This window comes from Pseudomonas sp. GW822-FHT03F04 (assembly GCF_058801405.1).
Window position 1 is genome coordinate 215,344 of the sequence record NZ_JBXANF010000011.1, and the last position, 20,031, is coordinate 235,374.

Sequence of the window (20,031 nt, forward strand, 5' to 3'; positions counted from 1 at the left end):
CGTAACACCGCCCACTTTCGGCACTACATAATCGTCAAAAAAGTGCTCGTTTTTATGGTTACCACTACATTTCGCTGAAACAGCGCAGATAGACGCAGTCTGCAACTGACAGGCGGCACCGGACGCCGCTACAATTACCGACTTTGTCGCAACGCCTGGAGCTCAACCTTCCGTGCCTGTTCTGCGTCTACCGCTTCTCCCTGCCGCGGCAGGTAAACAGCATTGGGGCAATCTGCCCGGTGCCGCCCTGAGCCTGGCCATTGCCGAGGCTGCCAGCGCTGCCAAGCGCTTCACGTTGCTACTGACCGCCGACAGCCAGAGTGCCGAACGGCTGGAGCAGGAGCTGAGCTTCTTCGCCCCGGATTTGCCCGTTCTGCATTTTCCCGACTGGGAAACCCTGCCCTACGACCTGTTCTCGCCGCACCAGGACATCATCTCCCAGCGCATCGCCAGCCTTTATAGACTGCCGGAACTGGAACATGGCGTGCTGGTGGTGCCGATCACCACGGCCCTGCATCGCCTGGCACCGACCAAGTTCCTGCTGGGCAGCAGCCTGGTGCTGGATGTCGGACAGAAGCTCGACGTCGAACAAATGCGCTCGCGGCTCGAAGCCAGCGGCTATCGCTACGTCGACACGGTTTACGAACACGGCGAATTCACCGTACGCGGTGCACTGATCGACCTGTTCCCGATGGGCAGCAAACTGCCGTATCGCATCGATCTGTTCGACGACGAAATCGAAACCTTGCGCACCTTCGACCCGGAAAACCAGCGCTCCATCGACAAGGTCGATTCGGTCAAGCTGCTGCCGGCCAAGGAATTCCCGCTGCAGAAGGACGCGGTCACCCGCTTCAAGGCGCGCTTTCGCGAGCGCTTCGACGTCGATTTCCGACGCTGCCCGATCTTCCAGGATCTGAGCAGCGGTATCACGCCGGCCGGTATCGAGTACTACCTGCCGCTGTTCTTCGAAGAGACCTCGACCCTGTTCGACTACCTGCCCCAGGACACCCAGGTGTTCTCGCTGCCGGGCATCGAGCAAGCGGCGGAAAACTTCTGGAACGACGTGCGCAATCGGTATGAAGAACGCCGCGTCGATCCATCGCGTCCTTTATTGCCGCCGGCCGAACTGTTCCTGCCGGTGGAAGACTGTTTCGCCCGCCTGAAGAACTGGCCGCGAGTGGTCGCCAGTCAGCAGGACGTGGAAACCGGTGCCGGCCGTGAGCGCTTCCCGGCGCAGGCCTTGCCGAATCTGGCGATCGAAGCCAAGGCCACGCAACCGCTGGCCGCGCTTTCCGCCTTCCTCGACGAATTCCCGGGGCGCGTGCTGTTCACCGCCGAATCCGCCGGCCGTCGCGAAGTGCTGCTGGAATTGCTGGAACGCTTGAAGCTGCGACCGAAAACCGTCGACAGCTGGCCGGACTTTGTCGCGAGCAAGGATCGCCTGGCGATCACCATTGCCCCGCTCGACGAAGGACTGATGCTGGACGACCCGGCGCTGGCACTGGTCGCGGAAAGCCCGCTGTTCGGCCAACGCGTGATGCAGCGTCGTCGTCGCGAAAAACGAGCCGACGCCAACAACGACGCGGTGATCAAGAACCTCACCGAGCTGCGCGAAGGTGCGCCGGTGGTGCACATCGACCACGGTGTCGGCCGCTATCTCGGCCTGACGATTCTGGAAATCGACAATCAGGCCGCGGAATTCCTGACCCTCGAATACGCCGAGAACGCCAAGCTTTACGTGCCGGTGGCCAACCTGCATTTGATCGCCCGTTACACCGGCAGCGATGACGCACTGGCGCCGCTGCACCGCCTCGGCTCCGAGACCTGGCAGAAGGCCAAGCGCAAGGCTGCCGAACAGGTGCGCGACGTGGCTGCCGAACTGCTCGACATCTATGCCCGTCGCGCCGCCCGCGAGGGTTACGCGTTTGCCGATCCGAAAGCCGACTACGCAACCTTCAGCGCCGGTTTCCCGTTCGAGGAAACCCCGGACCAGCAGTCCACCATCGAAGCCGTGCGCGAAGACATGCTCGCGCCGAAACCGATGGATCGGCTGGTCTGCGGCGACGTCGGTTTCGGCAAGACCGAAGTGGCCATGCGCGCCGCGTTCATCGCCGTGCACGGCGGCAAGCAAGTGGCGATCCTGGTACCGACCACCCTGCTCGCCCAGCAGCACTACAACAGCTTCCGCGACCGCTTCGCCGACTGGCCGGTGACCGTGGAAGTGATGAGCCGCTTCAAGTCGGCCAAGGAAGTGAACGCCGCTGTGGCCGAACTGGCCGAAGGCAACATCGACATCGTCATCGGCACCCACAAGCTGCTGCAGGACGACGTCAAGATCAAAAACCTCGGGCTGGTGATCATCGACGAAGAACACCGTTTTGGCGTCCGTCAAAAAGAACAGCTCAAGGCCCTGCGCAGCGAAGTCGATATCCTCACGCTGACCGCCACGCCGATTCCGCGCACGCTGAACATGGCGGTGTCGGGCATGCGCGATCTGTCGATCATCGCCACGCCGCCGGCGCGACGCCTATCGGTGCGCACCTTCGTCATGGAGCAGAACAAGAGCACGGTCAAAGAAGCCTTGCTGCGTGAGCTGCTGCGCGGCGGCCAAGTCTATTACCTGCACAACGATGTGAAGACCATCGAGAAATGCGCCGCCGAACTGGCCGAACTGGTGCCGGAAGCGCGAATCGGCATCGGCCACGGACAGATGCGTGAACGCGAACTCGAACAGGTGATGAGCGACTTCTATCACAAGCGCTTCAACGTGCTGATCGCCTCGACCATCATCGAGACCGGCATCGACGTGCCCAGCGCCAACACCATCATCATCGAGCGCGCCGACAAGTTCGGCCTGGCGCAGCTGCACCAGTTGCGCGGGCGTGTTGGCCGCAGTCACCACCAGGCTTACGCCTACCTGCTGACTCCGCCACGCCAGCAGATCACCGGTGATGCGGAAAAACGTCTAGAGGCGATTGCCAATACTCAGGATCTGGGCGCGGGCTTCGTACTGGCCACCAACGACCTGGAAATCCGTGGCGCCGGCGAACTGCTGGGCGACGGACAGAGCGGGCAGATTCAGGCGGTCGGCTTCACGCTGTACATGGAAATGCTCGAGCGCGCGGTGAAGTCGATCCGCAAGGGCGAACAGCCGAACCTCGATCAACCGCTCGGCGGCGGCCCGGAAGTCAACCTGCGGGTGCCGGCGCTGATCCCGGAAGATTACCTGCCGGACGTGCATGCACGCTTGATCCTCTACAAACGCATCGCTTCGGCCACCGACGAGGAAGGCCTGAAAGATCTGCAAGTGGAGATGATCGACCGCTTCGGCCTGCTGCCGGAACCGACCAAGAACCTGGTGCGCATCACGGCGCTGAAATTGCAGGCCGAACAGCTGGGCATCAAGAAAGTCGATGGTGGCCCGCAAGGCGGACGCATCGAGTTCGCAGCACAGACACCGGTCGATCCGATGACCCTGATCAAACTGATCCAGAGTCAGCCAAAACGCTACAAATTCGAAGGCGCCACGATGTTCAAGTTCCAGGTGCCGATGGAGCGCCCGGAAGAGCGCTTTAATACTGTGGAGGCGCTGTTCGAGCGCCTCATCCCGAAAACTGCTTGAAGGACGCCGCATGCGCCTGTTTCGCTCTCTGACTTTGCTACTGACTCTGGTAGCACCCTCGGTGTTTGCCGATGACCTGTATCAGGTCGAAATGATTCTGGTGCGCCAGAACGCCGTGCCGGCCATCGTCAGCCGTGCCGCACCCGAAGACTGGGCCGCAGGCGCCCAACGCCTGGGTGATGACAGCAAGCGCACCACAGCGCTGAACGACGTCGCCACCAAACTCACCGCCAGCGGCGAGTACAGCGTGCTGATGCACAAAGCCTGGCAGCAGACACTGGGCGAGACACCGGCGAAGGTCGCGGTCAGCGAAGGTCAGGAGCAGTTCGGCCAGTTCCCCATCGAGGGCACGATCGAAATGAAGCTCGGGCGCTTCACCGACGTGAACGCCGACTTCTGGGTCAACCAGATCGACGCCAACGGCATGGTCACCGCCAGCGAACGCCTGAAACAGGAAAGCCACACCAAAAACGGCCAGCTCAACTACCTGGACAACGGCCACCTGGCCCTGCTGATCAAGATCACTTCACTGACGGCGCCTGCGCCTCGGGAAGCGCCTGAAGTCGTACCGGACTGATTGAAGTCCTTATGTCCCCGCCTCTGAGTAAACCGCTGGCCTCCTCCTGGGTCAGCCGATTCAAGGAACAAAGCCTGGAGCGTGGCCGCCGCTACGCGCTGGAAAACCGGGTGCGGATCGTGCAGGTCGGCGATGCGACCATTACCGCCAGTTGCGAAGGCTCTGGCGGCAACATTTATCGTCAGACGATTCATCTGCGCGAGTCAGCCAAAGGCACACTGCTGATGGTCGACGCCACGTGCACCTGCCCGGTTCACAGCAACTGCAAACACTGTGCGGCGGTCTTGCTGCAGGTGCAGGAAACCCTCGAATACCCCGCCGCCGCCAAAGACGCCGAACTGTTGGAAAAACTCCAGGCCGTCCTCGAAAACCGCAGCCCCAAGGCGCCGCCGCAAGTACTGGTGGACAACGTGCAACCGGTGCCGCGCCTGTGGCTGGCCAGTGTCGAGTTCAGCGCGTTCGAGCCGCGCAACGGCAAGATGCAGCGTTACATTCAGCATCGTGCGGCACTGTCCTTCAGCTACCTCGACGAATACGTCAGCGGCCAGAAAAACAGCGACATCCTGATTCGCCAGGAAGCACAGACCCTGCGGGTCAAACGCCATCCTGACGTCGAGCAAAGCTACCGCGAGCAACTGCGAATTCTCGGCTTTCGCATCGCCACCCGGCAGAGCAAAGCCCTGCCGGAAAGCGCGGGCGAACTCTATGAAATGGTCAATGACAGCGCCTGGCTGACGTTTACCCTGAACGACCTGCCGAAGCTGCGCACCCAAGGCTGGGAATTGCTGGTCGATGATGAATTCGGCTTCGACCTGACAGCCGTCGATGACTGGTATGCCACGGTCGAGCAGACCCCGGAACGCGACTGGTTCGATCTTGAGCTGGGCATCATCGTCAATGGCGAACGCCTGAGCCTGCTACCTATCCTGCTCAACCTGATGCGCTCGCACACGGAAATCCTCAACCCCGAACGCCTTGCCCGGCGACGGGACGACGAGTTGATTCTGGTGAACATCCCGCAACGCAACAGCGAGCACGGCCCCTTGCAAGTCGCCCTGCCCCTCGGCCGGTTGAAACCGGTGCTGGCGACGCTGGGCGAGTTCTATCTGCAAGAGCCGGGTGAAACCACCCTGCGCTTGAGCAAGGCTGACGCTATCCGGCTCAACTCGCTGGAAGGCATCCCCCTGCTGTGGGAGGGCGGCGAGCAGATTCGCAGCTTCGCCCAACGCCTGCGCGATATCCGCGACTACAGTGCCGAGGCGCCGGAAGGGTTGAACGCGACACTGCGGCCTTATCAGCTTGAGGGCTTGAGCTGGATGCAGTCGCTGCGGCAACTTGAGGTTGGCGGAATTCTCGCGGACGACATGGGACTGGGCAAAACCCTACAGACCCTGGCGCACATTCTCAGCGAGAAAAATGCCGGACGCCTGGATCGCCCCTGCATGGTGGTGATGCCCACCAGCCTGATCCCCAACTGGCTGGACGAGGCGGCGCACTTCACGCCTCAGCTCAAGGTCGTTGCCCTGTACGGCGCCAGCCGCAAAAAGCATTTCGAGCATCTGGACGATTACGACCTGATTCTCACGACCTATGCGCTGCTGCCCAAGGATGTCGAGCGCCTCGCACAGCAGCCACTGCATGTGTTGGTGCTGGATGAGGCGCAATACATCAAGAACCCGAACAGCAAAGCCGCCCAGGCAGCCCGTGAACTGAACGCCCGCCAGCGCCTGTGCCTCAGCGGTACGCCGCTGGAAAACCATCTGGGCGAGCTGTGGTCGCTGTTTCACTTCCTGCTGCCCGGCTGGCTCGGCGACGTCAAAAGCTTCAACGCCGATTACCGTGTGCCGATCGAAAAACGCGCCAGCGAAGTCAGACTTCAGCACCTCAACGGTCGGATCAAACCGTTTCTGCTGCGCCGCACCAAGGAACAGGTTGCGACCGAGCTGCCGCCAAAAACCGAGATCATCCACTGGGTCGACCTCAACGAAGCCCAGCGCGACGTGTACGAAACCATGCGCCTGGCCATGGACAAGAAGGTTCGCGACGAGATCACCCGTAAAGGCGTGGCGCGCAGTCAGATCATCATTCTCGAAGCGCTGCTCAAGCTGCGTCAGGTTTGCTGTGACTTGCGCCTGGTCAACGACGCCACCCTGCCCGCTCGCGGCAGCACCTCAGGCAAGCTCGACAGCCTGATGGAAATGCTCGAGGAGTTGTTTGAGGAAGGACGGCGAATTCTGCTGTTCTCACAGTTCACTTCGATGCTGTCACTGATCGAGGATGAGCTGAAAAAACGCAACGTCGCCTACGCGTTGCTGACTGGACAGACTCGGGATCGACGCACGCCAGTGAAGGAATTCCAGAGCGGCAAGCGTCAGATCTTTCTCATCAGCCTGAAGGCTGGCGGCGTTGGTCTGAACCTGACGGAAGCGGACACCGTGATTCACTACGATCCGTGGTGGAACCCGGCGACCGAAAACCAGGCAACCGACCGTGCGTATCGCATTGGTCAGGAGAAGCCGGTATTCGTCTACAAGATGATTGCCCGGGGGACGGTCGAGGAGAAGATTCAGCATCTGCAGAAGGAAAAGTCCGACCTGGCGGCCGGTGTGCTGGATGGGCGCAAGGCCGGGGACTGGAAGTTGCAGAGTGATGATATCGAGGCGCTGTTTGCGCCGTTGCCGGACAAGTTTGAAAAGCGCTGAGATCCTCAGCGCCTGTTCGTTCGAGTCACTCCGGAGCCAGACTCAGCCCTTGAGTACCCGCGCCAACGTCGACTTCACCTTGCCCATGCCGTCATGCAGCGCCTGCTCGATCTCGGCCATGGTGATCACCGCCGTGGTCTTGCCCGCCGCCGGGTTCACCACCAGCGACAGACAGGCGTAATCCAGATCCAGCTCGCGAGCCAGTGCCGCTTCCGGCATGCCGGTCATGCCAACGATGTCGCAACCATCGCGCTCCAGACGCACGATCTCGGCCACGGTTTCCAGACGCGGGCCCTGGGTGCAGGCGTAAACGCCTTGATCGCTGTATTCGCAACCTTCGGCGGCCAACGCAGCAATCAGTTGCTGACGCAGTGGCTCGCTGTAGGGAAAGCTGAAGTCGATGTGCGTGACATGTTCCAGATCATCGGCGAAATAGGTGTGCTCGCGACCGCTGGTGTAGTCCACGATCTGATGCGGCACGCAGAAATGTCCGGTACCCATTGCAGGATGGATCCCGCCCACGGCGTTGACCGCAATGATTGCTTCGGCCCCGGCCTGCTTCAACGCCCACAGATTGGCGCGGTAGTTGACCTTGTGCGGCGGGAAGCGATGCGGGTGACCGTGGCGAGCCAGGAACAGCACTTCCTTACCGGCGTATTCGCCAATCTGGACTTCGGCCGATGGCGCACCATAAGGCGTATCCACCGCCAGCGACTGACGAATGCTCAGACCTTCCAGCTGGGTCAGGCCGGTGCCACCGATGATTGCGTAAACCGTCATAGCGAAAAATCCTTAATCGATCAGTTGAGCGTCTTTGAGCGCGCCGACAGCGGTCAGCCAGCGCGGATCCTGACGGTATTCGGTGTTGGCGAACGCCTGACCGCGCATCCGCGCGATGCGTGGCGACGGCTTGACCTTCATGCGTTGCGCGGCGCTCAGGGCCAGCTCGGCGGCAGCGCGATCGTTGCACACCAGGCCCATGTCGCAACCGGCACTGAGTGCGGCTTCGATACGGCTGGCCGCATCGCCCACCACGTGCGCACCGGCCATCGACAGGTCGTCACTGAAGATCACGCCGTCGAACTGCAACTCGCCACGCAGGATGTCCTGCAACCAGCGCCGGGAGAAACCGGCGGGCTGCGCATCGACTTGCGGATAAATCACGTGGGCCGGCATGACGGCGGCCAATTGCTTGCTCAGCTTGGCGAACGGTACCAGGTCGTTGGCGCGGATCTCGTCAAGACTGCGCTCGTCGTTGGGGATTGCGACGTGAGAGTCGGCTTCCGCCCAGCCGTGACCGGGGAAATGCTTGCCGGTAGCCGCCATGCCGGCACTGTTCATGCCTTTGATGAAAGCACCGGCGAGTAGCGCGGCGCGCTCCGGATCACCTTCGAACGAACGAGTGCCGACGACGGCGCTGCGCTGGTAATCCAGGTCCAGCACGGGAGCAAAGCTCAGATCGAGGCCGACAGCCAGCACTTCAGTGGCCATGATCCAGCCGCATTGCTCGGCCAGATACTCGGCGTTCGGGTTGTCGGCAATGGCTCGCATGGCCGGCAGACGCACAAAGCCCTGACGCAGACGCTGGACGCGACCGCCTTCCTGATCCACCGCCAGCAACAGATCCGGGCGAATGGCACGGATCGCCGCGCTCAACTCACGCACCTGGCGTGGATGCTCGATATTGCGGGCAAAAATGATCAGGCCGCCCACTTCGGGCTGACGCAACAATTGGCGATCTTCGGCCGTCAGCCAGGTACCGGCGACGTCCACCATCAACGAGCCTTGCAGGCCAGCAGTCATAGAGATTCCTTGAAAACGAAAAACCCGTTGCCCACGAAACCACCACCAGGGGCATTGCCCGGCAGGTCGGTGATTTCAATGAGAAACGGGTTCAGAACGAGAGTCGGCATGGGCGGCTAGCTTAGCGGATGTCAGCTGCCGCGCCCACCCATGGACAGTTAAACCTTGGCAGGCGTCGGCGCCGATTTGCTGCGTGGTCGCAGCTGCGCGGTGGCCATCGCGGTGTCGGTGACGCCGGTTTCGGCACGCATGCCGGCCGCCAGGAACGGCACCATCAGACGCATCACCTGCTCGATGGAGGTGTTGACGCCGAAATCGGTCTCGGCAATCGCGCGCAACGCCTTGATACCCGACATGCTGAACGCCGCAGCACCAAGCATGAAGTGCACACGCCAGAACAGTTCGATAGGAGGAATGCGCGGGGCGGCTTCGTTCACCAACAACATGTAGCGGCGGAATACCTTGCCGTACATATCTTCCAGATAACGGCGCAAGTGGCCCTGGCTCTGGCTGAATGCAAGACCGAGCAAGCGCATGAAGATCGACAGATCGTTGCCGCTGCGTGGCTGTACCACCAGTGCCTGCTCGACGAGGATTTCCAGCAGCTCCTCAAGCGAAGGCTTGTTCTCCGGCTTGGCCTGACGCCGCTCCAGCTCTTTATCGAGACTGATGCAGAACGGACCGAGGAAACGCGAGAAGACTGCCTGGATCAGCGCCTTCTTCGAACCGAAGTGATAGTTCACCGCAGCAAGGTTGACCCCTGCCTTGCTGGTGATCAGACGCAATGAGGTTTCGGCGAAACCTTTTTCCGCGAACAGCTGTTCTGCAGCATCAAGAATGCGTTCAACGGTTTCCGACTGGGCCATGGCTACTCCGCCTGACAAACACTTGTTTGAAACATACGTTTCAGCCTATGCCTTGTCAAGCCTGCCAGTTCGTTTTGGGAATGGTCGGTCAGGTATTTAACCACAACAAGGACGCCACATTAATCGACGCCGTCACTGACCGTCCGGCGGCCTGGCAAAAAACGGCCATTGCCAAGACCGACTCACTGTATATAATCCCAGTCACTGTATAAAAAGACAGAGCGATCAATATGATTAAGCTGACGCCACGCCAAGCCGAGATTCTGGCCTTTATCAAACGCTGCCTCGAAGACAACGGCTACCCGCCGACCCGCGCGGAAATCGCTCAGGAACTGGGGTTCAAATCCCCCAACGCCGCCGAAGAGCACCTCAAGGCGCTCGCCCGCAAAGGCGCGATCGAGATGACCCCGGGGGCCTCTCGCGGCATTCGAATCCCAGGCTTCGAAGCCAAGGTTGACGAATCCACCCTGCCGATCATTGGCCGCGTGGCCGCCGGTGCACCGATTCTCGCCCAGCAACATATCGAAGAGTCCTGCAATATCAACCCGGCCTTCTTCCACCCTCGCGCCGACTACCTTTTGCGCGTCCACGGGATGAGCATGAAGGACATCGGTATTTTCGACGGTGACCTGCTGGCGGTTCACACGACCCGGGAAGCACGCAACGGTCAGATCGTCGTCGCCCGGATCGGCGACGAAGTGACGGTCAAACGCTTCAAACGCGATGGCAGCAAGGTCTGGCTGATCGCCGAAAACCCTGAGTTCGCCCCTATCGAAGTCAACCTGAAAGATCAGGAACTGGTGATCGAAGGCTTGAGTGTCGGCGTCATCCGCCGCTAAAGGAGGCTTTATGCAGTTCCCACACGCACCTCAGCAAACACAGCTGCCGTTGTTCGAGGCATTTCTGGCGCAACCACTGGCCCCCATCCTCAAGGATGTAGCCGAGCGCCCATGGAATGTCGAACCCGAAGCGTTCAGTGAACTGTCGCTGCGCGGCGCGGCCGGGAACTGCCTGAACCTGCTGGCACCGATTCTTCGCGAATTGAGTGATGACCAGGATGCCCGCTGGCTGACCCTGATCGCGCCACCGGCGAGCCTGACCCAAACCTGGTTGCGGGATGCCGGATTGAATCGTGAACGCATCCTGCTGTTGCACCCGCGCGGCACACAGAGCGCTCAGCAACTGGCTTGCGAAGCCCTGCGCCTGGGTCGTAGCCATACGGTGGTGACATGGTTGAACCCGCTCAACTCAGGCTCACGCCAACAACTGATCAGCGCCGCCCGCACCGGGGACGCTCAAAGCCTGAATATTCGACTGGGCTGACTGCATGCGCGCTACTTCGAGCGCGGGGCTTCTCAAGGGATAGAGAAGCCGAACCGAAGGGATAATCGACGGGCGGTGCTCAATGAAGAACCCGCGGCCCCTCTTCCTTATCAAACTCGCCTTCAACCATTCGACCGGCCATTTGCACGCCGACGCTCAGCATCGCCTTGGCAATTTCAACGTGTTGGCCCTGCAGAAATGCCTTGGCATCCTCGGAGAAATCCAGAGTTACCAGAGAACCCTCGTCCTCGGCCCTGCGCAGTTCGATTCGGCCGTCTGGTAGCTCGACAATTTCTAGAAAGGACGTTGGCATATGGGTCTGTTCTCCACGAAAGGCAGGGATTATATAGAGATCGTTCAGGATTCGCTCAGGATCTTGACCAGCAGCACGCATCTCGTCGCCGCCAGCCAGGAAGCCATCAGCACTCGTTCAAGCCTTCACGGAAACGGATGGCCAGACCCTTCAGGCTCTGCCGCCAGCTCTCCAGCTCTTCACGACTTAATTCTTCGGGCGCCTGCTCTTCATCCAGATTAACCGCCTGAATCAGCGGCTGGGTCACATCACCCTTTGGCTTGTGTGGCACACGTGGTGGCTGAAACAGCGCCGAATGCGCGGCCAGCAATTTAGCCAGCCAGGTTTCCGGATTACCCGCCAACTCAACCATCTCGGCCAACTCCGGAATGGCAATCGACTCCAGCACTTCACGCGTCAGCAGCGTTTCAGCCCGCGGCGCATTGGCCTGCGGCAGCCTGTAGAACCCGGCAATTTCGTGACATAACCCCAGCAGCGCACCATAGAGATGGAACAACGCCGATTCGCGCCCGGCCTGAATCAGCGCCAGCGAATTCATCGCCCGCCCCTCTTCGGCCCTGGCCAGCGCTTCCAGCGACAGACCCGCGAAATAGATCTTCTGATTGGTACGGGTATAGAGTTCGTGGGCCATAGCGGCACTCTCCACAACGAAATAATTGCTTCACACAGGCCGGACAGTGTCATGGATCAGCCGATCCGACCGCAAGCTTTAAACAAAAAGGCCGCATGAAAACCCGAAGGTTGTCATGCGGCCTTTTGTATTGAAGGCGCCTGATCAGCGCACCTTCATATCAGCGTTTGCTCAAGCCTTGGCTTTTGCCGGACGCTTGTCTTCAACTGTCCACTTGCCACCGTCGAAGAACGCTTTCCAGCCAGTCGGCTTGCCGTCGACTTCGGTCTGGACGTATTGCTCCTTGGTCTTGCGGCTGTAGCGAATCACTGCTGGCAGACCATCCGGATCCTTCTGCGGCGCTTCGCACAGGAAGTGGTACTTCGGATCGATCTCATCCTTGTGCGGCAGAATCTCGATCACCAGCGGAGCACGGGTCTCGCGGTTTTTCGGGAACTGACTGGCCGCCAGGAACAGACCGGACGCACCGTCACGCAGGATGTAGGTGTCGTTGACCTTTTCGCATTTCAGCTCAGGCATCTTCACCGGATCCATCTTCGGCGGCGCCGCGTCACCGCTCTTCAGCAGCTTGCGGGTGTTCTTGCAGGTCGCGTTGGTGCAACCGAAGAACTTGCCGAAACGGCCGGTCTTGAGCTGCATCTCGCTGCCGCACTTGTCGCATTCCAGGCTCGGACCTTCGTAGCCCTTGATGCGGTAGCTGCCTTCTTCGATTTCATAGCCGGCGCAATCCGGGTTGTTACCGCAGATGTGCAGCTTGCGCTTTTCGTCGAGCAGGTAAGCGTCCATCGCCGTGCTGCAGATCGGGCAGCGATGCTTGCCGCGCAGCACCAGGGATTCCGATTCGCCCTCGTCGTCCGCAGCGATTTCATCGCCCGGCACCAGGTTGACGGTGGCCTTGCAGCGTTCTTTCGGCGGCAGGCTATAGCCCGAGCAACCGAGGAACACGCCGGTAGAGGCAGTACGAATCTGCATCGGACGGCCGCAGGTGGTGCACGGAATGTCGGTCATTACCGGCTGATTGGCGCGCATGCCGGCTTCCGGATTCTCGGCTACTTCAAGTTTCTTTTTGAAGTCACCGTAGAACTCGTCCAGCACGTTTTTCCAGTCGCGCTCGCCCTGGGCCACGTCATCGAGGTTTTCTTCCATGCCAGCAGTGAAGCCGTAGTCCATGAGGTTCGAGAAACTCTCCGACAGACGCTCGGTGACGATGTCGCCCATCTTTTCCGAATAGAAACGGCGGTTATGCAGGGTCACGTAACCGCGATCCTGAATGGTCGAAATGATCGCCGCATAGGTCGAAGGACGGCCAATGCCGCGCTTTTCCATTTCCTTCACCAGGCTGGCTTCCGAGTAACGGGCCGGCGGCTTGGTGAAATGCTGGGTCGGATCAAGCTTGATCAGTTTCATCACGTCGCCCTGCGCCATGTCCGGCAGGACATCGTCGTCGCCAGGCTTGGCAATTTGCGGCAGAACGCGGGTGTAACCGTCGAACTTAAGGATACGACCCTTGGCACGCAGCTCGAAGTCGCCAGCGGCCACGCTGACGGTGGTCGACAGGTATTGAGCCGGCAGCATCTGGCAAGCCAGGAACTGGCGCCAGATCAGCTCGTAGAGGCGCTCAGCATCACGCTCCATACCCGCGAGCTTGCTCGGCGTGGTGTTGGCGTCGGAAGGACGGATCGCTTCGTGAGCCTCTTGTGCGCCTTCCTTGCTGCTATAGACGTTCGGCGACTCCGGCAGGTACTTCTTGCCGAATTCGGTTTCGATGTAATCGCGCGCCATCGTCACGGCATCAGCCGAGAGGTTGGTCGAGTCGGTACGCATATAAGTGATGTAGCCAGCTTCGTACAGACGCTGAGCCATCATCATGGTTTTCTTCACGCCAAAGCCCAGGCGGTTGCTCGCGGCCTGTTGCAGGGTGGAAGTGATGAACGGTGCCGACGGTTTGCTGCTGGTCGGTTTGTCTTCACGCTTGACGATGCTGTAGCTGGAGGATTTCAGCTTCTCCAGCGCAGCCATGGCCTGAGCTTCGTTGAGCGGCTTGAAAGCTTCGCCCTTCTCACGCGCCACTTCGAAACGCACGGTCGAACCTTTGGTGGTGCCGAGATCGGCATGCACTTCCCAGTATTCTTCCGGATTGAACGCGCGAATCTCGCGCTCACGCTCGACCACCAGTTTCACGGCAACCGATTGCACACGACCGGCGGACAGGCCGCGAGCGATCTTGGCCCACAGCAGCGGCGAAACCATGTAACCCACGACGCGGTCGAGGAAGCGACGGGCCTGCTGGGCATTCACTCGATCGATATCGAGCTCGCCCGGCTCCGAGAAGGCTTCCTGAATCGCTTTCTTGGTGATTTCGTTGAACACCACGCGCTTGTAGCGGCTGTCGTCACCACCGATGGCTTCGCGCAGGTGCCAGGCAATGGCTTCCCCCTCGCGATCCAAGTCGGTTGCGAGATAGATGGTGTCAGCATCCTTGGCGAGCCGGCGCAGCTCTTCGATGACTTTTTCCTTGCCCGGGAGGATCTCGTACTTGGCTTTCCAGCCATGATCGGGATCGACACCCATGCGCGAAACGAGCTGTTTACGTGCCTTTTCCTTCGGCGAGAGCACCGGCCCTTCGCCCGCGGCGGCCTTGCCGCGCTTGGCGGCAGGCTCCTTGCTGGCGCTAGCCGAACCGCTGGTGGGCAGGTCTCGGATATGGCCGATACTCGACTTCACCACGTATTGGTTGCCCAGATACTTGTTGATGGTCTTGGCCTTAGCCGGGGATTCCACAATGACCAGCGATTTGCCCATGGATCAGAAAATTCCTGAATTCTAGAAGTGAAAGGCGGTTGGCGCCTGACGCGGCACCGCTATATATAGTGGCTACAAGGTGAGGTCAAGCGCAGGGTTTTGCGCGCACTCGCCTTATGGCTTCGAAAAAAGGCTTGGTTCGGCTTGCACCAAAGCAAAGCGCGGGACCTGCTCGCCGTCAACTTCGACGGACTCCAGGAACATGCTCAAGGGACGTACCCAAAAGCCGTAATCGCCATACAGGGCTTGGTAAAAGACCACTTCTTCTTCGGTCTCGGAATGCCGCGCAACACTGAATACGCGGTACTGCGGACCTTTGTAATGTTGGTAGAGCCCAGGTTGTATCGGCACGCTTCGGCCCTCACTCAAATTTTTTCAAAATAAATACAAAAATAAATCCGCAAAAACAAAAACCGGGGCACTTGGCCCCGGCTTCCATCGACGAGACGCTTAAACGCGTTCGAAGACGGTGGAGATGCCTTGGCCGAGGCCAATGCACATGGTGGCCACCCCGAAGGTGCCGCCATTCTGCTTCATCACGTTCAGCAAGGTGCCGGAAATACGGGCACCGGAGCAACCGAACGGGTGACCCAGGGCGATCGCGCCGCCGTGCAGGTTAACCTTCTCGTTCATCTTGTCGAGCACTTTCAGGTCTTTCAGCACTGGCAGAGCCTGTGCGGCGAACGCTTCGTTGAGCTCGAAGAAGTCGATATCGTTGATACCCAGGCCGGCACGCTTCAGTGCTTTCTGAGTAGCCGGTACCGGACCATAGCCCATGATCGCCGGATCCACACCTGCCACTGCCATCGAACGAATCACGGCGAGCGGCTGAATGCCCAGGTCCTGTGCACGCTGCGCCGACATCACGATCATGCACGAAGCACCATCGGTGATCTGCGACGAAGTACCGGCAGTCACGGTGCCGCCCTTTGGATTGAACGCCGGCTTCAGAGCCGCCAGGCTTTCCAGGGTGGTTTCCGGACGAATGGTTTCGTCGTAGTCGAAGGTTTTCAGGAAACCGTTCTCGTCATAGCCCTGCATCGGGATGATTTCGTCCTTGAACTTGCCTTCCACAGTCGCTTTATGGGCGAGCTGGTGGGAACGCACGCCAAAGGCGTCCTGCTGTTCGCGAGTGATGCCGTGCATCTTGCCGAGCATTTCAGCAGTCAGGCCCATCATGCCCGAGGCTTTCGCCGCGTACAGGGACATGTGCGGGTTCGGATCGACACCGTGCATCATGCTTACGTGACCCATATGCTCGACGCCGCCAACCACGAACACGTCACCGTTTCCGGTCATGATCGCTTGCGCAGCGGTGTGCAGCGCGCTCATCGACGAGCCACACAGACGGCTGACGGTCTGGCCGGCCGAGGTGTGCGGGATCTGGGTCATCAGCGACGCCATGCGCGCGATGTTCCAGCCCTGCTCCAGGGTCTGGTTCACACAGCCCCAGATCACGTCCTCGACTTCGGCAGGATCGACCTTGGCGTTGCGTTCCAGCAGTTTGCTGATCAGGTGCGCCGACATGTCTTCAGCGCGGGTGTTGCGGTGCATGCCGCCCTTGGAGCGGCCCATCGGAGTACGACCGAAGTCGACAATCACGACGTCTCTTGGATTCAAGCTCATAAAATTTCACTCTCGCTCAAAAGTTGGGACGCTTAACCGAAGAACCGTTGGCCGGTTTTGGCCATTTCACGCAGCTTCGCGGTCGGGTGGTAGAGCGCGCCCAAATCAGCGTACTGGTCGGCCAGGGCAACGAACTCGGCAACACCGATCGAATCGATGTAACGCAGCGCACCGCCACGGAATGGAGGGAAACCAATACCGTAGACCAGACCCATGTCGGCTTCGGCAGCGGTTTCGACGATGCCGTCTTCCAGGCAACGCACGGTTTCCAGGCACAGCGGGATCATCATCCAGTTGATGATGTCTTCGTCAGTGACTTCACGCTGCTCGTAGACGATCGGCTTGAGCACTTCCAGTACCGACGGGTCGGCGACTTTCTTCTGCTTGCCTTTCTTGTCGGCCTCGTAGGCATAGAAGCCCTTGCCGTTCTTCTGACCCAGACGCTTGGCTTCGTAAAGCACGTCAATGGCCGAACGACGGTCGTCCTTCATGCGATCCGGGAAACCTTCAGCCATCACGTCACGACCGTGGTGGCCGGTGTCGATGCCGACCACGTCCATCAGGTATGCCGGGCCCATCGGCCAGCCGAATTTTTCCATGATCTTGTCGATACGGACGAAGTCCACACCGGCGCTGACCAGTTTGGCGAAACCGCCGAAGTACGGGAACAGTACGCGGTTGACCAGGAAGCCCGGGCAGTCGTTGACGACGATCGGGTTCTTGCCCATTTTCTTGGCGTAGGCAACGGTGGTGGCAACAGCCAGCTCGCTGGACTTCTCGCCACGGATCACTTCCACCAGCGGCATCATGTGCACCGGGTTGAAGAAGTGCATGCCGACGAAGTTTTCCGGACGCTTGAGGGCCTTGGCCAGCAGGCTGATGGAAATGGTCGAGGTGTTGGACGCGAGGATGGTGTCCTCTTTGACCTTGTCTTCGACTTCCGCCAGAACGGCTTGCTTGACTTTCGGGTTCTCGACTACAGCTTCAACGACCAGGTCAACGTGACCGAAATCGCCGTAAGACAGCGTAGGACGAATACCGTTGAGCACTTCAGCCATTTTCGCGGCGGTCATGCGGCCTTTATCAACGCGGCCGACCAGCAGCTTGGCGGCTTCCGCCAGACCTTGCTCGATACCGTGTTCGTTGATGTCCTTCATCAGGATCGGCGTACCTTTGGAGGCCGACTGATAGGCGATACCGCCACCCATGATGCCGGCGCCCAGTACGGCAGCCTGCTTCACATCTTTGGCGATTTCGTCGTAGGCCTTGGCCTTTTTCTTCAGTTCCTGATCGTTCAGGAACAGACCGATCAAGCTCTGCGCGGCAGAGGTCTTGGCCAGTTTCACGAAACCTGCGGCTTCGACTTCCAGCGCCTTGTCGCGACCGAAGTTCGCGGCTTTCTGGATGGTCTTGATCGCTTCGACCGGTGCCGGGTAGTTCGGGCCGGCCTGGCCAGCCACGAAACCTTTGGCGGTTTCGAAAGCCATCATTTGTTCAATGGCGTTCAGCTTGAGCTTTTCCAGCTTCGGCTGGCGCTTGGCCTTGTAGTCGAACTCGCCGGAGATGGCGCGTTTGATCAGTTCAAGGGCCGCGTCCTGCAGTTTTTCAGGAGCAACCACGGCATCGACAGCGCCGACTTTCAGCGCGTCTTCAGGACGGTTTTCCTTGCCGGCGGCAATCCACTCGATAGCGTTGTCGGCACCGATCAGGCGCGGCAGACGCACGGTACCGCCGAAGCCCGGGTAGATGCCCAGTTTGACTTCCGGCAGACCGATCTTGGCCTTGGTGGACATGACGCGGTAGTCCGCGGCCAGGCACATTTCCAGACCGCCACCCAGGGCGATGCCGTTGATCGCGACGACGGTCGGAACGTTGAGGTCTTCGAAATCGCTGAAGATCTTGTTGGCTTCGAGATTGCCAGCAACCAGCTCGGCATCCGGCAGCTTGAAGTTGTCGACAAATTCGGTGATGTCGGCGCCGACGATGAACACGTCCTTGCCACTGCTGACGATCACGCCCTTGATCGAAGCATCTGCCTTGATGGTGTCTACGGCCTGACGCAGTTCGTTCAGGGTAAGACGGTTGAACTTGTTGACGGACTCACCCTTGAGGTCGAATTTCAATTCGACGATGCCACTTTCAAGAGCTTTAACCGTGATGGCTTTACCTTCGTAAATCATCAACTGATCTCCACGATATGGAAGCTGAACAGTACACGTCGGACGCAGGCGAATGGCTCGGCAGGACGCTTTTTCGTCAATGCTGACACCAATCCACCCGGCACACCCGCCAACGCGATAGTCGGGATTCTGTAGGAGCAGTCTGCAATACAAACGCTCAATTCATACGCCCGTTTGATTTGGGTACGCCACCTTCACGGAATTTCCGACAATTGTCAATCGCCCTAAATACGGGTTGAAATGCGACTTTGCGGTCATTTCTGTAAGACGCAGCCCGCCAACACATGCTTGCATGTGAGGGCATTCATAAGATTAATAGTTAGAAAAGTCGCCCTAATTCGCTGCAGGCCTTGTTTAACAGGCTACGCTGGCTGGACTACGAAGGAAAACAGGCGCACTTTTGCTGACCGGACCTGACCGGATCAACGCCAAAAAGAATTTCCGGCCTGCCTGGCCAACCCCGCCCGATGAATCATGTCGGGCTTTTTATTGCTCGTCTGCCGGACGTTTCGCACCGTTGCAGCGCGAAAAGTCCGCGAGTCATGCCAGCGCTTTCAGCGTGGCATCAATCTCCAGCAAAACCGCCGCTTCGCCTTTCTCGCCCCAATAGAGCGCGATCATCTGCTTGTCGGCTTCAACCTTGAAAACGTTGCCCGGCAATTTCTCGAAATGATTCAGCAGAAGCGGGTCCTCACAGGCTTCCTGCCACTGATTGACCCACACGCCCGGGGATTTCTGCCAGTACGTCCAGCACACCGGCTGCTTGCTGCGCCGCGGCCGATGGTATTGCGCACACGGATTGGGCGGCTCCTGAGACAGCCAGTGCGGCCATTCCTGAGGCGCCAGCTGCATGGCCAACCCGATGCGCCGGGCCTCCGTGCGCAAGGCTATCCGGCCACTCTGTGCACGGGACGGGCGCAACCACGCCAGGGGGCTCAACACCACCAGCAGGATTGACACCACCAGCCAGACCGTCATATCTCTACTCCCGAATCTTGATGAGCCCATTGCGTCACTTTGGAACCAATGCGCTTGAAACCAGCCATACTTAACAATATTGATCCCTCACGAGGAGCACCTCATGCCCTACCACCATATCCTGGTCGCCGTAGATCTGACCGAAGAGTGCGACCCTGTGATCCACCGCGCCCGAGAGCTGTCGGTGAGCAATGGCGCCAAGCTGTCGCTGGTGCATATCGTCGAACCGATGGCCATGGCCTTCGGGGGTGACGTGCCGATGGATCTGTCACAACTGCAACAACAGCAGTTCGATCAGGCCAAGGAGCGCCTCGAGCGCCTGAAGCACAAATACACCGAACTGGAAGGCTCCAACTGCCACCTGACCTATGGTCAGCCACGCCAGGAAATCCACCATTTCGCCAAGGATCAGGAATGCGACCTGATCGTGGTCGGCAGCCATGGCCGGCACGGCCTGGCGCTGCTATTGGGCTCGACCGCCAACGATGTACTGCACGGCGCGCCTTGCGATGTGCTGGCGGTGCACCTGGTCAAACGCTGATCCCGCTCTCTTATGAAAAGCTAAAAAAGCCCGGCGCCCATCACTGGACGCCGGGCTTTTTCATGAC

At 59.7% G+C, this 20,031-nt stretch carries 16 protein-coding genes; 6 read left to right on the plus strand and 10 right to left on the minus strand.

All coding sequences use genetic code 11. The features are described 5' to 3' along the window. Window positions 1-172 precede the first annotated feature (172 nt). From mfd to AC1RMX_RS24830, 3 genes are read left to right on the plus strand one after another with little or no spacing between them, the layout of a single operon-like run. Window positions 173-3,622, plus strand: coding sequence for a transcription-repair coupling factor (mfd, locus tag AC1RMX_RS24820; RefSeq protein ID WP_096822085.1), 3,450 nt, complete (start codon window positions 173-175; stop codon window positions 3,620-3,622). Between the two features lie 10 nt (window positions 3,623-3,632). Next, entirely contained in the window at window positions 3,633-4,199 is a 567-nt protein-coding gene (locus tag AC1RMX_RS24825; RefSeq protein WP_096822086.1) for a CsiV family protein, read from the plus strand. A gap of 11 nt (window positions 4,200-4,210) precedes the next feature. Then, window positions 4,211-6,901 (plus strand): SNF2-related protein, encoded by a 2,691-nt coding sequence (locus AC1RMX_RS24830; protein WP_493073319.1) that lies wholly within the window; start codon window positions 4,211-4,213, stop codon window positions 6,899-6,901. Window positions 6,902-6,943: 42 nt separating this feature from the next. Here AC1RMX_RS24830 and AC1RMX_RS24835 read toward each other — a convergent pair whose 3' ends face one another. The 3 genes from AC1RMX_RS24835 to AC1RMX_RS24845 all read right to left on the minus strand — a co-directional run bounded on the left by AC1RMX_RS24835 (window position 6,944) and on the right by AC1RMX_RS24845 (window position 9,570). Then, window positions 6,944-7,681, minus strand: coding sequence for an S-methyl-5'-thioinosine phosphorylase (locus AC1RMX_RS24835; protein WP_085733486.1), 738 nt, complete (start codon window positions 7,679-7,681; stop codon window positions 6,944-6,946). A gap of 12 nt (window positions 7,682-7,693) precedes the next feature. Further along, on the minus strand, window positions 7,694-8,704 hold the full coding sequence (gene nagZ, locus AC1RMX_RS24840; RefSeq protein WP_096822088.1) for a beta-N-acetylhexosaminidase: 1,011 nt from the start codon (window positions 8,702-8,704) through the stop codon (window positions 7,694-7,696). A 158-nt stretch (window positions 8,705-8,862) separates the two neighbouring features. Further along, window positions 8,863-9,570 carry a TetR/AcrR family transcriptional regulator gene (locus AC1RMX_RS24845; protein WP_085686822.1) on the minus strand — a complete coding sequence of 236 codons (708 nt, stop codon included), beginning with the start codon at window positions 9,568-9,570 and terminating at the stop codon, window positions 8,863-8,865. Window positions 9,571-9,800: 230 nt separating this feature from the next. On the opposite strand from AC1RMX_RS24845, the gene lexA reads away from it, so the two are divergent. Next, on the plus strand, window positions 9,801-10,409 hold the full coding sequence (lexA, locus tag AC1RMX_RS24850; RefSeq protein WP_096822089.1) for a transcriptional repressor LexA: 609 nt from the start codon (window positions 9,801-9,803) through the stop codon (window positions 10,407-10,409). A gap of 10 nt (window positions 10,410-10,419) precedes the next feature. Further along, window positions 10,420-10,893, plus strand: a complete 474-nt coding sequence (gene sulA, locus AC1RMX_RS24855; RefSeq protein ID WP_096822090.1) for an SOS-induced cell division inhibitor SulA — start codon at window positions 10,420-10,422, stop codon at window positions 10,891-10,893. Window positions 10,894-10,972: 79 nt separating this feature from the next. On the opposite strand, the gene AC1RMX_RS24860 is transcribed toward sulA, so the two are convergent. The 7 genes from AC1RMX_RS24860 to AC1RMX_RS24890 all read right to left on the minus strand — a co-directional run bounded on the left by AC1RMX_RS24860 (window position 10,973) and on the right by AC1RMX_RS24890 (window position 19,423). After that, window positions 10,973-11,206, minus strand: coding sequence for a hypothetical protein (locus tag AC1RMX_RS24860; protein WP_003226592.1), 234 nt, complete (start codon window positions 11,204-11,206; stop codon window positions 10,973-10,975). 106 nt (window positions 11,207-11,312) lie between these two features. Beyond that, window positions 11,313-11,837 carry a DUF6586 family protein gene (locus AC1RMX_RS24865; RefSeq protein ID WP_493073320.1) on the minus strand — a complete coding sequence of 175 codons (525 nt, stop codon included), beginning with the start codon at window positions 11,835-11,837 and terminating at the stop codon, window positions 11,313-11,315. A gap of 171 nt (window positions 11,838-12,008) precedes the next feature. After that, window positions 12,009-14,639, minus strand: coding sequence for a type I DNA topoisomerase (gene topA / locus AC1RMX_RS24870; protein ID WP_096822091.1), 2,631 nt, complete (start codon window positions 14,637-14,639; stop codon window positions 12,009-12,011). A gap of 114 nt (window positions 14,640-14,753) precedes the next feature. After that, on the minus strand, window positions 14,754-14,990 hold the full coding sequence (locus tag AC1RMX_RS24875; protein WP_007953059.1) for a DUF1653 domain-containing protein: 237 nt from the start codon (window positions 14,988-14,990) through the stop codon (window positions 14,754-14,756). Between the two features lie 99 nt (window positions 14,991-15,089). Continuing rightward, the gene (gene fadA / locus AC1RMX_RS24880) at window positions 15,090-16,265 is read right to left on the minus strand and encodes an acetyl-CoA C-acyltransferase FadA (protein ID WP_085608206.1); all 1,176 of its coding nucleotides are present in this window, start codon (window positions 16,263-16,265) and stop codon (window positions 15,090-15,092) included. 32 nt (window positions 16,266-16,297) lie between these two features. After that, window positions 16,298-18,445, minus strand: a complete 2,148-nt coding sequence (gene fadB, locus AC1RMX_RS24885) for a fatty acid oxidation complex subunit alpha FadB (RefSeq protein WP_493073321.1) — start codon at window positions 18,443-18,445, stop codon at window positions 16,298-16,300. Between the two features lie 540 nt (window positions 18,446-18,985). Beyond that, window positions 18,986-19,423: a hypothetical protein gene (locus AC1RMX_RS24890; protein ID WP_096822093.1), complete on the minus strand. Its 438-nt coding sequence runs from the start codon at window positions 19,421-19,423 to the stop codon at window positions 18,986-18,988. Between the two features lie 103 nt (window positions 19,424-19,526). On the opposite strand from AC1RMX_RS24890, the gene AC1RMX_RS24895 reads away from it, so the two are divergent. Next, window positions 19,527-19,964 (plus strand): universal stress protein, encoded by a 438-nt coding sequence (locus AC1RMX_RS24895; RefSeq protein ID WP_047295289.1) that lies wholly within the window; start codon window positions 19,527-19,529, stop codon window positions 19,962-19,964. The last annotated feature ends 67 nt before the right edge of the window (window positions 19,965-20,031 follow it).